At 53.4% G+C, this 14,587-nt stretch carries 14 protein-coding genes; 5 read left to right on the top strand and 9 right to left on the bottom strand.

Annotated features, from left to right (window positions below; genetic code table 11):
• Positions 1-64: 64 nt before the first annotated feature.
• The 8 genes from damX to ACKI5T_RS15585 all read right to left on the bottom strand — a co-directional run bounded on the left by damX (position 65) and on the right by ACKI5T_RS15585 (position 6,709).
• Positions 65-1,345: a cell division protein DamX gene (gene damX, locus ACKI5T_RS15620; protein WP_407438609.1), complete on the bottom strand. Its 1,281-nt coding sequence runs from the start codon at positions 1,343-1,345 to the stop codon at positions 65-67.
• Between the two features lie 92 nt (positions 1,346-1,437).
• Positions 1,438-2,526 carry a 3-dehydroquinate synthase gene (gene aroB, locus ACKI5T_RS15615; protein ID WP_407438608.1) on the bottom strand — a complete coding sequence of 363 codons (1,089 nt, stop codon included), beginning with the start codon at positions 2,524-2,526 and terminating at the stop codon, positions 1,438-1,440.
• A gap of 57 nt (positions 2,527-2,583) precedes the next feature.
• On the bottom strand, positions 2,584-3,105 hold the full coding sequence (gene aroK / locus ACKI5T_RS15610) for a shikimate kinase AroK (RefSeq protein WP_015960764.1): 522 nt from the start codon (positions 3,103-3,105) through the stop codon (positions 2,584-2,586).
• A 297-nt stretch (positions 3,106-3,402) separates the two neighbouring features.
• A complete protein-coding gene (hofQ, locus tag ACKI5T_RS15605; protein WP_407438606.1) occupies positions 3,403-4,644 on the bottom strand; it encodes a DNA uptake porin HofQ in 1,242 nt (413 codons plus the stop codon).
• A complete protein-coding gene (locus ACKI5T_RS15600) occupies positions 4,556-4,957 on the bottom strand; it encodes a HofP DNA utilization family protein (RefSeq protein WP_407438604.1) in 402 nt (133 codons plus the stop codon). The genes hofQ and ACKI5T_RS15600 overlap by 89 nt, the downstream gene beginning before the upstream one ends.
• Positions 4,947-5,408, bottom strand: coding sequence for a hypothetical protein (locus ACKI5T_RS15595; protein WP_407438602.1), 462 nt, complete (start codon positions 5,406-5,408; stop codon positions 4,947-4,949). Before ACKI5T_RS15595 ends, ACKI5T_RS15600 begins: the two co-directional genes overlap by 11 nt.
• A 3-nt stretch (positions 5,409-5,411) precedes the next feature.
• Positions 5,412-5,930, bottom strand: a complete 519-nt coding sequence (locus tag ACKI5T_RS15590; RefSeq protein ID WP_407438600.1) for a PilN domain-containing protein — start codon at positions 5,928-5,930, stop codon at positions 5,412-5,414.
• Positions 5,927-6,709 carry a DNA utilization protein HofM gene (locus tag ACKI5T_RS15585; protein ID WP_407438598.1) on the bottom strand — a complete coding sequence of 261 codons (783 nt, stop codon included), beginning with the start codon at positions 6,707-6,709 and terminating at the stop codon, positions 5,927-5,929. Before ACKI5T_RS15585 ends, ACKI5T_RS15590 begins: the two co-directional genes overlap by 4 nt.
• 120 nt (positions 6,710-6,829) lie before the next feature.
• Between ACKI5T_RS15585 and mrcA the strand changes: the two genes are divergently transcribed.
• Positions 6,830-9,382, top strand: coding sequence for a peptidoglycan glycosyltransferase/peptidoglycan DD-transpeptidase MrcA (mrcA, locus tag ACKI5T_RS15580; protein WP_407438596.1), 2,553 nt, complete (start codon positions 6,830-6,832; stop codon positions 9,380-9,382).
• Between the two features lie 107 nt (positions 9,383-9,489).
• On the opposite strand, the gene nudE is transcribed toward mrcA, so the two are convergent.
• Positions 9,490-10,050, bottom strand: a complete 561-nt coding sequence (gene nudE, locus ACKI5T_RS15575) for an ADP compounds hydrolase NudE (RefSeq protein WP_407438594.1) — start codon at positions 10,048-10,050, stop codon at positions 9,490-9,492.
• A 320-nt stretch (positions 10,051-10,370) separates the two neighbouring features.
• On the opposite strand from nudE, the gene ACKI5T_RS15570 reads away from it, so the two are divergent.
• From ACKI5T_RS15570 to hslO, 4 genes are all read left to right on the top strand, one after another.
• The gene (locus tag ACKI5T_RS15570) at positions 10,371-12,509 is read left to right on the top strand and encodes an intracellular growth attenuator family protein (protein WP_407438592.1); all 2,139 of its coding nucleotides are present in this window, start codon (positions 10,371-10,373) and stop codon (positions 12,507-12,509) included.
• A gap of 66 nt (positions 12,510-12,575) precedes the next feature.
• Positions 12,576-13,259, top strand: coding sequence for a GMP/IMP nucleotidase (yrfG, locus tag ACKI5T_RS15565; protein WP_133632450.1), 684 nt, complete (start codon positions 12,576-12,578; stop codon positions 13,257-13,259).
• A complete protein-coding gene (gene hslR, locus ACKI5T_RS15560; protein ID WP_015960774.1) occupies positions 13,256-13,657 on the top strand; it encodes a ribosome-associated heat shock protein Hsp15 in 402 nt (133 codons plus the stop codon). The genes yrfG and hslR overlap by 4 nt, the downstream gene beginning before the upstream one ends.
• Positions 13,658-13,680: 23 nt before the next feature.
• Positions 13,681-14,559, top strand: coding sequence for an Hsp33 family molecular chaperone HslO (gene hslO / locus ACKI5T_RS15555; RefSeq protein ID WP_407438590.1), 879 nt, complete (start codon positions 13,681-13,683; stop codon positions 14,557-14,559).
• Positions 14,560-14,587 lie beyond the last annotated feature (28 nt).

Below are 14,587 nucleotides of genomic sequence, written 5' to 3'. Positions count from 1 at the left end.
TGACTAACTGATTACACCTTTTCCAGCTGTGGAAAAGCTCCGACAGCATCCTGCGCTTTAAACATTACTTCAAGTCGGCCTGAACCTGATGAATCGGTTTCGCCCATGGGTTTTTCGCCTGAACGTCAGCAGGTAACGTTGCCACAGCACGTTTCGCTTCGTCTTTAGAGGCGTAAACACCGCTAACCAGCGTGTACCATGGCTGTCCGTTGCGAGTCGACTGATAAACCACATAGTTTTTCAGGTTCGATTTCTTCGCCCAGTTATTCAGATTGTCGTAGTTAGACGAACTGCTCAGCTGAAGCGTGTAATTATTAGACGGTGCGGCCTTCATAGCCCCAACGTTACCCGCAGACTTACCTGATGCAGTGCCAGGCGCTGTTGCCGTCGCTGCAGGAGTCGGTGTTGCAGCGGTGACTTTCGGTGCTGCTGTGGCCGCTGGTGTTTTCACCGGCGTGCTGGTAGCGGTTTCCGTTGGCTTAGGCTGGGCAACCGGTTTGGCTTCGGTCGCTTTAGCAACGGCCTGCGGTTTCGTTTCGCGCTTCGGCTCAATCACCGCTTTTTGACGCTCTGGACGCGAAGTGGCAGCCTGAGTTTGACGCGGTTTGGTTTCCGTTGCCGCGGTTTGCGGTTGAGCATTCCCGCCACGTATTGGCGCGACGGTTGCAGGTTCAGTTGGCAGCGTGGAGTTAGCCACCACGTTATTCACCTGATCCTGATTCTGCGTGAGCGCGTTGTTCAGATCGCCCTGGACTTCAACACGCTGCTGACCGTCAGGTGTCGCGCTTGCCTGGCCCTGAGTTGGCGTAGCCGAAACGGGTGGCAGGGAAACATCCTGCGGCGCATTCGTTGGATTGCCCGCGGTCTGTTCAGCAGAAGTGGTGCCTGGCGCAGGTTGCGCACCATTAGCCTGATCTGCTGCATCATTACTATTGCCCGAAAGATTGATGCTTTTTTCGGTTGAAGCGGTCTGCTCATTTGAGGGGGTAGACGGTGCTTTCAGCGCAGAACCGATGCCGATAATCAGCAGCAGCAGGACAAAAACGCCAAGGCCCATCATAACGTACTGACGTGAAGCGGGTTTCGCCGCCACTTTTTTACGTTTGCGCGGGCGACGCTCTACAGGCTCTTCGTCCAATGACTCATCATCAGACTCATAATCCTCTTCTTCCCGCTCATCGCGCGCAGGGCGACTACGTGACGGACGACGATCGTCTGCATCCAAATCAACATCATCAAAGTTGATTTGCGGCTCATTATCGCGTTCTGAAGATTGACGAGAACGACCAGTACGACGATCGCTGGGATCGGGTTTCAGCTCGTCTTCTGGTTTGAATTCATCCATTTAACACCCCACTCAAAGGTTCATGCTTACGACGTTGCATTTCACCTGAAGCTAAATAGCTACCTGTAACAGTAGCCTGACCTTTCTAGTTGTTACGCCTGCTGGCAATCAGCAATAGCGCCAAGAACCACATCATGCGGCACTCCGCCGCGCACTTCACTCTTCCCTATTGCCAGCGGGAGCACTAAGCGCATCTCACCAGCCAAAACTTTTTTATCGCGCATCATGTGGGGTAAATACGCATGCGAAGACATCTCGCGAGGCCCCGTTACCGGTAAGCCAGCACGCTCAAGCAGCGTGATGATGCGTTGAGTCTCTTCTTGCTTAAACTGACCCAGACGTTCAGAGGTACGCGCGGCCATAACCATGCCCGCTGCAACCGCTTCGCCATGAAGCCAATTGCCGTAACCCATCTCCGCCTCAATCGCGTGACCGAACGTGTGCCCCAGATTCAGTAAAGCACGTAAGCCCGTTTCACGCTCGTCTGCTGCAACGACTTCGGCTTTCAGCTCACAACAACGGCGGATGCAGTAAGCCAGCGCTTTACCGTCAAGATTAAGCAACCCATCCATGTTGTCTTCCAGCCAGCTAAAGAATTCGCCGTCCAGAATAATGCCGTATTTGATCACTTCAGCCAGGCCTGATGCCAATTCGCGCTGGGGCAACGTGTTCAGACAGTTGAGATCCACCACCACCGATGCGGGCTGATAGAACGCGCCAATCATGTTTTTGCCAAGCGGATGGTTAACAGCCGTTTTGCCGCCAACCGAAGAATCGACCTGTGATAAAAGCGTGGTAGGAATTTGAATAAAACGAACACCACGTTGATAACTTGCCGCAGCAAAACCCGTTAGATCGCCAACAACACCACCGCCCAGGGCAAGTAGTGTCGTATCGCGACCATGCGGTTTTTGCAGTAGTGCGGTGAAGACGGTCTCAAGTACTGCCAGGCTTTTATACTGCTCGCCATCAGGCAAAATCACACTGTCGACGTTCACACCTGCCTGTTCAAGCAGATGACGAATTTTGTCGAGATAAAGCGGAGCCAGCGTCTCGTTGGTGACAAGCATAGCTTGATCACCCGCTTTCAGTGGTAAGAAGGAAGCTGGGTCGTTAAACAAACCAGCCGCGATGGTGATAGGGTAACTACGTTCCCCGAGAGTAACTGTAATCCTCTCCATGACGCGACATCCACCTTAAATGCTATTACCCGTGGGCGAGTGTATATAAAGCCAGAATCAGTTGCTTTCCAGCATATGAATAATCTGGTTTGCAACGACTTTTGCGCTCTGATCGTCAGTACGAATCGTTACATCAGCAATTTCTTCGTACAGTGGATTGCGTTCACCAGCCAGGGCTTCAAGAACTTCACGCGGAGGCGTTTCAACCTGCAGTAACGGGCGCTTTTTATCACGCTGCGTACGTGCGAGTTGTTTCTCGATAGTCGTCTCAAGATAAACCACAACGCCGCGGGCCGAGAGACGGTTGCGCGTTTCACGAGATTTTACAGAGCCGCCGCCAGTCGCCAGCACAATGCCCTGTTTTTCCGTAAGTTCATTGATAACTTTTTCTTCACGGTCACGGAAACCTTCTTCGCCTTCTACATCGAAGACCCAGCCCACATCAGCTCCGGTTCGTTTCTCAATCTCGTGATCAGAATCGTAAAATTCCATATTGAGTTGTTGAGCTAACTGGCGCCCAATAGTGCTTTTGCCGGCACCCATAGGCCCAACCAGAAAGATATTGCGTTTCTCTGCCATTTTTTCGGTACTACTAAGACTATTCGTTAATGGTAATTCCAGCTTCGCGAGTACTCAACGTAGCAGGACATGAACTGAAACCTCATATGCGATAGTGCGAGAGTCAGACTAAAAATTATCTCAGTAGTCCTGCTTGTTTGGCAACTGATTAAATCACCATGCCAAATGCTTAGAGCAACAAGAGGTAAGAATAAGAGAAGCTGAATCTCAAATCGGTACTCCTTGTATGCTAATTCATGCCTCACGTCAAACATCTGCAACAAACTGGGTGCAAAATCCTCGCGGAGATCGTTTCGATTACTGAATATCAATCAAACGTGGCGTAATAAACACCACCAGCTCGCGGCGCTCGTTATCTTTGCCGTCATGGCGGAAAAACTGGCCCAACAGGGGAACATGCCCGAGACCCGGTACGCTTTCGCTTGCCGTTTTATTCTTTTGAGAGAAAATACCGCCCAGTGCAAGCGTTTCTCCACTTTTTACTTCGACCTGCGTTTCGATCTCCTGCTTATCAATCGCCAGCGTTTCACCGTCAGCCTGCTGTAAAACTTGCCCCGGCATATTTTCGCTGATACGCAGTTTCAAACGCACCCGACCGTTTGGAAGCACAACTGGCGTCACTTCCATACCCAAAACCGCCTCTTTAAATTCCACCGATGTCGCCCCACTCTCCCCGCTGGAAACCTGGTAAGGGATTTCGCTGCCCTGTTTAATGCTGGCGGGCTGCATGTGCGAAGCCAACAGGCGGGGACTGGCAATGATCTCCAGCTGTTGCTTTTGTTCTAGGGCGGAAAGCTCCAGATCCAAAAGTCTGCCGTCAATTCGACCGATGTTGAATCCGACATGTGTCGTGGCATTGGCGACTGAAAGATCGGCGCCCATCGTGGTGACTTGCCCCGGTGCCCCAGCACCTTGCGCCTCTGCAAGACTCCATTTCACGCCAAGCTCACGCAGGCTTTTTTCATTTATCGTGACGATATGCGCTTCCAGCTGCACCTGGGCGATAGGCAGATCCATCTCTTTCACCCACTGCTGAAAATTATCCAGCACTGCGGGAATATCGCGCACCAGCAATCGATTCGTGCGTTTGTCTACTGACAAACTCCCTTTTGGGCTCAGCTGTTTCTCGGCAGTTTTCTGTAGTTCGGTACCGTCGGCATAGGCCAGAGAATAGCCGCGCGAGACAAGCGGGACATCCAGTTTCAGCCTGGTTTTCTCCTCTTCATTACGCGCCTGCTGCTCACGTTGCCACGCCGCGGTGTTCACATAAAAAATACCGCGCTCCTCGCGCAACACCAGCCCAGCGCTGGTGACTACGGTTTGCAGCGCCTGCCGCCAGGGCACGCGCGTAAAATGCAGCGACAGCGAACCGGTAACATCTGGCGAAACGACGAGGTTGCGGTTCTCCAGCTCGACCAACGACTGCAGAACCTGTACAACCGGTACGTCATCAACCAACAGGGTCACTGGTTTTTGAGTGCTGCTCCAGACCGACATGCTGAACAGCGCTAGCAGGGCGACTATCCTTGTTATTTTCATCTTTCGTTCCTTCTCGTTTCCATCGCCATTCCTTCGGGTCACATCCATCACCGACCTCGACGACCATTTCAGTTTCATTTATTGCCAGAACACGCCAGCCTGATGGCAGGTGATCGTCCTGGTGGGCACGATGCCAGCGATCCTGCTCATCTTTCATAATGCCCACAACACCTGCACTGCTGATGAGTCCCTGGTAGTGCCATTTGTCGAGTTTCCCGATGTCACAGCGATCCACGGGCGGGCGAAACGGATCGCGCATCCCTGTGAGGAAAACCAGCGAACACAGGACCAAACCGCGCAGCTCAGTTCGCATGTAGACTCTCCACCTGAACAATAAGCTTGAGTCGTGATTCTCCGGGTTCGACGGAAAAGGCCGTCACCCCCATTCCACGCTGCGCGATTGCGTCAAACAGAGCGGGAATCTGCATCCAGTCTGCATCCAACGAGAGCTCACCTCCTTTCGTGCTTGGCAGCCAACGCACTAACCGCACACCATGCGTTTGAAAATCCAGAGGCGAGAAAGCCTGCCGCGCAGAACTATCAGGTTGTCCTTCAGCAAGGCCTCGGAGAGCCTCGCTCGCCCAAAGCGCTTTCACCACGGTGGCGATGTGCTCTCGCCTCATTTCAAGCTGTGAGACGTGCCGTATTGCCGGGCGCGCCAGCATGAGATATGCCGTCAAAAGCACGCTGCCCGAAATCAGACCCCAGCTCAGAATGCGCGTGCTCGAACCAAACACATACCAGCGTTCAAATAAGCTGTGCACAGGTCACTCCTGACGCTGGAGCGTGAAGCTGTACATCCATCGCCCCTGATTATCCTGCTGCAGCTCACCTGCGGGCCCAAGCGTAAAGCCAGCAAAGTGCTTCAATGACTCAGTGAGTCTCTGAAGGGATAAAAGCGTCGTGGCATAGCCTTTCAATATCAGGCTGGATTGTTGAAATGACATTTGTGTAAGCCATGCCTGCTCCGGTAATGCCAGCGCCAGCGACACGAGCGTCGGCTGCCAGGCTTGTGTTTTACTCAGCAAAACAGTCGCTTGTTGAGTGAGTTGCTGTTGCTCATGTTGCGCTCGCCACCGCGCACGATGGGCCTCCAGCGTATGTTGAATCGCCCTATCGCCCGCGAGATACGTCTCAAGCGCGTGCGAACGTATCGCAAAGCGCGAACGCAGACTTGTCATCGCAGCGAGGGATAGCAGTAACGAGCCGGCAAAGAGCAACGTCCAGAAACGCCAGCAACGCTGTTGTCGCCATTGCCGCCACGGCAAAAAGTTAGTCGTTTTCATTCAACGATATCCCCCATTGCAAGGGCCAGAGCGACGGTAAAGTCCGCCCCAGATTCGGGTAATGACGGCAAATTGCGTGAGACTAAAGTAAAAGGATCGAGATTATCGGCGGCGAAAAGAGCCATATCTTCAGGTTTAAGCGCCAGGATCGCCGCCAGATCGGCCACCGTTCCCGCCTCAGTCAGCGGCTTACGACCCCACTGGTGACGCGTTGCCCATAGCCAGTGATGGTCGTCGCGCCACACCGCGCAGTGGACAGGAGGCGCAAGAAGTAGCAGCAAATTCACCAGCGCACCCGCATCCGGCGTAATCGCTGCGACATGCAGACGAAGCGTTTTTGCCAGCGTTAACAATGCCGCGACCTCTTTGTTTTGTGCTGCGGTCACATGAAAAGAGCGGGTCAGTGTGTCCTGAACATAATCGAAGCACAGCGCATCGGGCGCCATCTCCAGCTCGCGTGACATGGCAGAAGCAATCCACGAGGCTTGCTCACTTTCGCGCAGGTTCAGCGCCGGACAAGGAAGCGTTTTTTGCAACGTTCGTGCGGCAGGGAATGCGAGGAAAATCCGGTGATGCTGCGGTAAGACCTTGCTCCATGTACGAAGCGCTGCAACCAATTGTTCTGGCTCAATAATTTGTCCATCGCGAATAATTCCCGGATGCAGCGGAATTTGCCACCAACGGCGCAGATTCCATCCGGTTCGCTCCTTTGTCAGACAGACGGCTAAAACCCTATCTTGTTGAATGTGAACACCTGTTCGCCACGTTTTGAAAGCCATGCTTCACGATCTCCTTATCGCCCGTCCGTTTGACGGCTATATCAATGATTCAGGCTTGCCTTTATACTACCGGCCGATTGTTTAGAAACTGCCCAAGTGAAACTAAATGGGAAATCTCCAGTGAAGTTCGTAAAGTATTTATTGATCCTTGCAGTCTGTTGCATTCTGCTGGGAGCAGGCTCGATTTACGGTTTGTACAAATATATTGAGCCGCAACTGCCTGATGTCGCCACGCTTCGCGATGTGCGCCTCCAAATCCCGATGCAGGTCTATAGCGCCGACGGTGAATTGATCGCTCAATATGGCGAAAAGCGCCGTATTCCACTGACCTTAAATGAAATTCCTCCGGTGATGGTGAAGGCCTTTATCGCCACGGAAGACAGCCGTTTTTATGAACACCATGGCGTCGATCCGGTGGGGATTTTCCGTGCCGCAAGCGTGGCATTGTTCTCCGGTCACGCTTCGCAGGGCGCGAGTACGATTACGCAGCAGTTGGCGCGTAACTTCTTCCTGAGCCCAGAAAAAACACTGACGCGTAAGATCAAGGAAGTGTTCCTTGCTATTCGTATCGAGCAATTGCTGAGCAAAGACGAAATCCTCGAGCTTTATCTCAACAAGATCTATCTAGGCTATCGCGCGTATGGCGTGGGCGCAGCGGCACAGGTTTATTTCGGTAAACCTGTCCAGGATCTGACTTTAAGCGAAATGGCGACCATTGCGGGTCTGCCTAAAGCACCGTCGACGTTTAACCCGCTCTATTCACTCGATCGTGCTACTGCGCGCCGTAACGTGGTGCTGTCACGCATGCTAAGCGAAGGTTATATTAGCCAGACGCAGTACGATCAGGCGCGAAACGATGTGATTGACGCCAACTATCACGCGCCAAAAATCGCCTTCTCGGCCCCGTATCTCACGGAAATGGTTCGCCAGGAGATGGTGAGTCGCTACGGTGAGCAGGCGTATGAAGACGGCTACCGCATCTACACGACTATCACGCGTAAAGTTCAGCAGGCGGCGCAGCAGGCGGTACGTAACAATGTGATGGATTACGACATGCGTCACGGCTACCGTGGCCCATCAAATGTGCTGTGGAAAGTGGGCGAAAGCGCATGGGACAGCAAAAAAATCACGGATTCGCTGAAGGCACTGCCGATTTACGGCCCGCTGCTTCCAGCTGTCGTCACGGCAGCCGATCCGCAAGAAGCGACCGCCACGCTTGCAGACGGGACCTCGGTTTCTTTGCGCATGGAGGGGATTCGCTGGGCTCGCCCGTATCGCTCTGATACATCGCAAGGCCCAACGCCGCGTAAAGTCACGGATGTGGTCCAAACCGGGCAGCAAATCTGGGTTCGTAAAGTGAACGACGCCTGGTGGCTGGCGCAGGTTCCGGATGTAAACTCAGCGTTAGTTTCCATCAACCCGCAGAATGGCGCGGTGATGGCACTGGTCGGCGGTTTTGATTTTAATCAGAGCAAATTTAACCGCGCAACGCAGGCTCTGCGTCAGGTCGGTTCCAACATCAAGCCATTCCTGTATACCGCGGCGATGGATAAAGGGCTGACGCTCGCCAGCATCCTCAACGATGTGCCGATCTCTCGCTGGGATGCGGGCGCGGGTTCCGACTGGCAGCCGAAGAACTCCCCGCCGGAGTATTCCGGTCCAATCCGTTTACGTCAGGGCCTGGGGCAGTCTAAAAACGTGGTCATGGTTCGCGCGATGCGGGCGATGGGCGTCGATTACGCGGCTGAATATCTGCAACGTTTCGGTTTCCCTGCACAAAATATCGTGCACACCGAATCGCTGGCTCTGGGTTCCGCATCCTTTACGCCATTGCAGGTGGCACGCGGTTACTCGGTGATGGCGAACGGCGGTTTCCTGATTGATCCGTACTTCATCAGTAAAATTGAAAACGATCAGGGCGGCGTGATTTTTGAAGCGAAACCAAAAATCGCCTGTCCTGAATGTGATATTCCGGTCATTTACGGCGACACACCAAAATCGAACGTCCTGGAAAATAAAGACATGGAAGATGTCGCCCTGTCGCAGGAGCAACAGAATTCCACCGTTCCGCAACCGCAGCTGGAGCAGGCAAACCAGGCGCTGGTCGCGCAAAGCGGTGCGCAGGAATACGCTCCGCATGTGATTAACACGCCGCTCTCCTTCCTGATTAAGAGCGCCCTGAATACCAATATCTTTGGTGAACCGGGCTGGCAAGGCACAGGCTGGCGTGCGGGCCGTGATTTACAGCGGCGCGACATCGGCGGTAAAACCGGGACGACCAACAGTTCTAAAGACGCCTGGTTCTCCGGTTTCGGCCCTGGCGTGGTGACGTCCGTGTGGATCGGCTTTGACGATCACCGTCGCGATTTGGGCCGTACGTCGGCATCGGGTGCGATTAAAGATCAGATTTCTGGTTACGAAGGCGGCGCGAAAAGCGCGCAGCCGGCCTGGGATGCTTATATGAAAGCGGTTCTGGAAGGCGTACCTGAACAGCCGCTCACGCCGCCGCCAGGTATTGTGACAGTCAATATCGACCGTAGCACCGGTCAGTTAGCCAACGGCGGAAACAGCCGTGAAGAGTTCTTCATCGAAGGCACGCAGCCGACAACGCAGGCGGTGCATGAGGTAGGGACTGAGCTGATTGATAACGGCGAGACACACGAGCTGTTCTGACGAAGCGCACCCGCTGAAACGCAAAGCAAAACGGTAACCCTTGGGTTACCGTTTTTTTATGCGTGCTTTTACCTGATGCGAGCGAAACAAGGCAAACCGTCGAAGGCCTACAGCCGCCCTTGCCCTTTGAGCCATTCACGCACCAGGAACAGCGCGCTGACGTTGCGGGCCTCATCGAAATCAGGCTCTTCCAGCAAATCCATCAAATGTGCCAGCGGCCAGCGAACCTGCGGTAACGGCTCTGGCTCATCGCCTTCCAGCTTTTCGGGATAGAGATCTTCAGCAAGCACAATATTCATTTTGCTGGAGAAATAGGACGGTGCTATAGACAGCTTTTTCAGGAAGGTGAGTTCGTTTGCACCGAAACCGACTTCTTCTTTCAGCTCGCGGTTAGCCGCTTCAAAAACGGATTCACCCGGATCGATCAGCCCTTTAGAGAAACCCAGTTCGTAGGATTCCGTGCCCACCGCATATTCACGAATCAGGATAAGATGGTCATCAACAATCGGAACGATCATCACCGCTTCGCGCGTTGATGGGCGCATACGTTCATAAACACGACGCACGCCGTTGCTGAATTCCAGATCCACGCTCTCCACATTAAACAGTCGCGATTTGGCGATTGTTTCAACATTCAGAATAATGGGTTTTTGTAAGGGTTTGCTCATCTTGACGGGTCTTTGCTGGGTAAACTGAGTGCATTGTGCGATATGACGCACGGTTTGGGCAATGTCATTTGCCCTAAATTTACATTTTTGCAACTTATCCTAAATCAAGTATTATTTCAAATTAAAAGTCAAGAGGTTGAAATAACTCCAGGAATTTGCTGATATTCCGCTTTGGTTGCCTTTGCTATCATTTTTGGTCACTGGGATGCGCTTCAGATTGCTCAAGTTCGACTCCATACTTGCCGATAGCCAACCACAGAGACGCATTCACGGTAATAGGTCCGACTGACTACACCTGAAATAAGTAAGATGGGGAAAGCATGAGCACCATTTTGATATTTTTCGCTGCTATGCTGGCCTGCGTATTCATTGCAGGATGGTTACTCAGACGCCGGGCGCAACGTCGTTTACGACTGCCCTTTTTAAACGCCTTCGCCGGTGCGACTACCCGTACGCTGGCCCCCGATGAACGCAGCGCCATTGAAAATTATCTCGATACGCTGAACCGCATCCTTCAGACGCCAGGGCCAACAGGAGCCACTGCCGCGCCTGTCACTCTCAATCTTAACGCACACAGCGATACCGTGCTGTGCGTGACGCGTTCGATCACGCGCTATGGCATCACCACCGACGATCCCAATAAATGGCGATACTATCTCGACTCCGTCGAAGTGCATTTGCCGCCGTTTTGGGAGCAATACATTAATGATGAAAATAGCGTCGAGCTGATCCATACCGATTCCATTCCGCTGGTTATCGCCCTGAATGGTCATACCCTGAGTGAATATGTTCAGGAAGCACCGCGCTTTGCGCTCGAACGAGCGAGCTCCACGCAAGCGTCCATCCGTGGCGAAGAGACTGAACAGATTGAACTGCTCAATATCCGCCAGGAAACGCACGAAGAGCACGCGCTGAGCCGCCCGGATGGCATCCGTGAAGCGATTTTGATTGTCGCCGCCTTCCTGCTGTTTTTCCTGTGCCTGATGACGCCCGACGTCTTTGCCCCGTGGCTTGCGGGGGGGGCCGTTCTGTTGATCGCCGCAGGGCTGTGGGGGCTATTTGCTTCTCCGGCTAAAACGGCCTTGCGTGAAATCCACTGTTTACGCGGTACGCCAAAACGCTGGGGTTTGTTCGGTGAGAACGATCAGGAACAGATCAATAATATTTCGCTCGGCATTATCGATCTTATTTATCCGCGTCACTGGCAGCCGTGGATTGCCCAGGATTTAGGGCAAAAAACCGATATTGATATTTATCTCGATCGCCAGGTGGTTCGCCAGGGGCGTTTTTTATCGCTGCATGATGAGGTGAAAAACTTCCCGCTCCAGCACTGGCTGCGCAGCACCATAATTGCCGGAGGCGCAGCGCTCGTTCTGGCGTTACTGATTTTCCTGGTTCCCCTTGATATGCCGATTAAATTCACCGTGTCGTGGATCAAAGGCGCGCAAACCATTGAGGCCACAAGCGTTAATCAGTTGGAAGAGGCTGGCGTTCGCGTGGGAGATACCCTCAAGCTGAAAGGCACTGGCATGTGTAATATTCACGCACCGGGAACCTGGAATACGCGCCAGAATTCGCCGTTCACCCCGTTCGATTGCTCGCAGATCATCTGGAATGACGCCCCGCCGCTACCGTTGCCGGAATCCGATACCGTCAGTAAAGCGACGGCATTGACGCAGGCGCTGAACCGCCAGTTGCATCCAAAACCCGAAGAGAATTCACGTGTGAGCCAGTCTCTGCGCTCTGCCATTCAAAAATCTGGAATGGTTTTGCTGGATGATTTTGGCGACATCGTGATGAAAACGCAGGACTTATGTTCAGCAGAAGATGAATGCGTGCGCCTCAAAAATGCGCTCGTGAACCTCGGGAACAGCAAAGACTGGGAAGCGCTGGTCAAACGCGCCGAAGCAGGACGGCTGGACGGCGTGAACGTGCTGTTACGTCCGGTGAGCGCGGAGTCCCTGGAAAATCTGGTCGCCACGTCAACCGCACCGTTCGTGATGCGTGAAACCTCTCGTGCGGCTCAGGCGCTTAACAGCCCGGCGCCAGGCGGTTTTGTGATTGCCAGCGATGAGGGTAGCGACCTGGTTGATCAGCCGTATCCGCCTGTGGCGCTTTATGATTATCCGGCCCAGGAACAGTGGGGCGAGTTCCAGCGCCTGGCGCAAATGCTGATGCAAACACCATTTAGCGCAGAAGGTATTGTCACCGGAATCTTTACCGACGCGAACGGCACGCGACACGTTGATCTTCATCGCATGCCGGACAGCGCCGGGCTGTGGCGTTACATCGGTACGACGCTGCTCATGATGGCCATGTTGATTTGCATCATCTGGAACGGTTTTGCGGCCCTGCGTCGCTATCAGCGCTCACGTACTCGTCTGGCCGAGATCCAGCAGTATTACGATAATTGCCTCAATCCTAAGCTTATCTCCGCGCCTGAGAGCCTGATCGGATAACGCCTCTGCGCGACAAGTTGTGCTAACCTGTCGCGCACGTTTCTTCTGGCTGGAGAGTTCCCCCTCATGCATCTTGATATCGCCTGGCAGGACGTTGATACCGTTCTGCTGGATATGGACGGCACACTGCTTGACCTCGCATTTGACACCCATTTCTGGCAAAAGCTGGTGCCCGAAACTTACGGCGCGCAGCAGGGCATCACTCCGTCAGAAGCGCAGGATTACATTCGTCAGCAGTATCACGCCGTGCAACATACGCTAAACTGGTACTGCCTGGATTACTGGAGCGACCGTCTTGGTCTGGATATTTGTGCCATGACCACCGCTCAGGGGCCGCACGCCGTTTTGCGTGAAGATACGGTGCCGTTTCTGGATGCTCTGAAGGCGAGCGGCAAACGACGTATTTTGCTGACCAATGCGCATCCGCATAATCTGGCCGTGAAGCTTGAACATACTGGATTAGCGTCACACCTTGATTTATTACTTTCTACCCACACATTTGGGTATCCGAAAGAGGATCAGCGTTTATGGCAGGCCGTCGCCGAGAAAACCGGTTTGCAGCCAGACAGAACCTTGTTCATTGATGACAGTGAACCGATTCTGGATGCAGCAGCAAAATTTGGTATTCGTTATTGCCTGGGCGTGACCAATCCCGATTCTGGACAAGCTGAAAAAAGCTATCAGCGACATCCGGCGTTGAATGATTACCGTAGAATGATCCCCTCACTCAGCGTGAAGGAGAAGCCATGAAAGAAAAACCCTCTGACGGGGTAAGGCTCGACAAATGGCTGTGGGCGGCCCGTTTTTATAAAACGCGCGCCCTCGCCCGCGAAATGGTTGACGGTGGCAAAGTGCATTACAACGGGCAGCGCAGCAAGCCGAGTAAGCTTGTTGAACTGAACGCCACTCTGACGTTACGTCAGGGAAACGATGAAAAAACGGTCGTAATCAAATCCATTACCGAGCAGCGTCGTCCGGCGACCGAAGCAACCGCAATGTATGAAGAAACGACAGAAAGCGTCGAGAAGCGCGAGAAAGTGGCGCTGGCGCGCAAGATGAATGCGCTGACCATGCCGCACCCGGACAGACGACCGGACAAAAAAGAACGTCGCGATCTGATGAAATTTAAGCACGGCGAAATTGAATAATCGTCGTTTGATGAGAGAAAATTATGGCCCAACACGACCAATTACACCGCTATCTGTTTGAGCAATTTGCCGTTCGCGGTGAGCTGGTAACCGTCTCCGAAACCTGGAAACAGATTCTGGAGAACCACAATTATCCGCAGCCTGTTAAAAAAGTGCTGGGCGAACTGCTGGTAGCGACAAGCCTGCTGACCGCAACACTGAAATTTGCTGGCGATATCACCGTGCAGTTACAGGGTGACGGCCCAATGAATATGGCGGTCATTAACGGTAATAACCAGCAACAGATGCGCGGTGTGGCGCGCGTGCAGGGCGAGGTGCCAGAAGGCGCTGACCTGAAAACGCTGGTTGGCAACGGTTTCCTCGTGATTACCATTACGCCAGACGAAGGCGAGCGCTATCAGGGCGTGGTAGGTCTTGAAGGTGATACGCTGGCAGAGTGCCTGGAAGATTACTTCCTGCGTTCTGAGCAGTTGCCAACACGCCTGTTTATCCGCACCGGCGAAGTTGAAGGTCAACTGGCAGCTGGCGGCATGCTGCTTCAGGTTCTGCCTGCGCAAAATGCCCAGGGCAATGATTTTGAGCATCTGGCGACGCTGACCGAAACCATCAAAACCGAAGAACTTTTCACTCTGCCCGCCAATGAAGTACTGTGGCGCCTCTACCACGAAGAAGAAGTGACGCTTTACGATCCGCAGGACGTTGAGTTCAAATGCACCTGTTCTCGTGAACGCTGTGCGGGTGCGCTGAGAACGTTGCCGGATGAAGAGATCGACAGCATCATGGCAGAAGATGGTGAAATCGACATGAACTGCGACTACTGTGGTTCGCACTACGTCTTCAACGCCATGGACATCGCCGAGATCCGAAATAACGCTTCTCCGGCCGATCCACAGGTCCATTAATCATTGTCAGAACGGCTCCCAAAGGAGC

The sequence above is a fragment of the Lelliottia sp. genome, assembly GCF_045627565.1.
Classification (GTDB): domain Bacteria; phylum Pseudomonadota; class Gammaproteobacteria; order Enterobacterales; family Enterobacteriaceae; genus Enterobacter.
This window is presented reverse-complemented; position numbering and strand designations above follow the sequence as displayed.